This window comes from Micromonospora sp. DT4, from assembly GCF_049841675.1.
GTDB lineage: Bacteria > Actinomycetota > Actinomycetes > Mycobacteriales > Micromonosporaceae > Micromonospora.
The window spans coordinates 1-990 of sequence record NZ_JBNCKT010000309.1 but is presented as its reverse complement, the minus strand read 5'-3'; the positions used below and the strand labels follow the sequence as shown (position 1 = coordinate 990).

1 protein-coding gene is annotated in these 990 nt (G+C 71.0%); it reads right to left on the bottom strand.

Annotated features, from left to right (window positions below; genetic code table 11):
* Positions 1-101: 101 nt before the first annotated feature.
* A complete protein-coding gene (locus ACLQ24_RS29815; protein WP_425895068.1) occupies positions 102-824 on the bottom strand; it encodes a DedA family protein in 723 nt (240 codons plus the stop codon).
* Between the last annotated feature and the right edge of the window lie 166 nt (positions 825-990).

The window sequence follows — 990 nt, the reverse complement described above, 5'->3', positions numbered from 1 at the left end:
TCAACCCGAGACCCCGAGACCCCGAGACATGAGCAGATCTTGGACACTCTCCGTTAGCCGCTAACGGAAAGTGTCCAGGATCTGCGCGTTCAGATGTGCGGTCAGCCGCCGGCACGGGTCGTCTCCCCGGACGGCACTGGCTCCCCGGACGGCTTTGACTCCGCGGACGCGACTGGCTCCACGGACGACAGTGGATCCGCGGACGGCATCGGTTCGGCGGCACCCAGGCGGTGGGCACGTCGACGCAGCCACCACGTGCTGGCCAGGCCGGCGAGCACCGCGAGGACCAGGCCGGCCCAGGAGATGTCCTTGAGCCAGTGCTCGGCCGCCCGGCCGACGGTGAACAGCAGGTACGTAGTGCCGAACGCCCAGACCAGCCCACCGGCGGCGTTGGCCAGCAGGAACCGCCGGTACGGCACGCGCAGGGCCCCGGCGAGCGGACCGGCCAGGATCCGCAGCAGCGCCACGAAGCGACCGAAGAACACCGCCCAGACACCGTGCCGCGCGAAGCTCTGCTCGGCGCGGGCGAGTTGGGCGGGGCCGAGATGGCGGGGGAAGCGCCGGCCCAGCCGGGCGAGCAGCGGACGGCCGCCGCGACGACCCACCGCGTACCCGATGGAGTCACCCACGATCGCTCCGGTGGCGGCTGCCGTCGCCACCCACTCCGGCTCCGCCACTCCGGTGGCCGCGAGCAGGGCCGAGCTGACCAGGACGATCTCACCGGGCAGGGGCACGCCCATGCTCTCCACGCCGATCACCCCGGCGACCAGCAGGTAGACCGCGATCGGCGGCAGTGACACAAGCCAGTGCTGGACGTCGAACACGGTTGACCCTCCTCCGGCCGGGCCTCGAACCCTACCCGTGGCCGACGCGCCTGACTGGCCCTTGACGGCCCTCACACCGCGCGGCGCGTCCTAGACGATCTATTCCAAGGGGTGCGGGGCAGCGAACAAGAGCGAGGGTGTCCATGATCGACGTTGCTGAGCAACG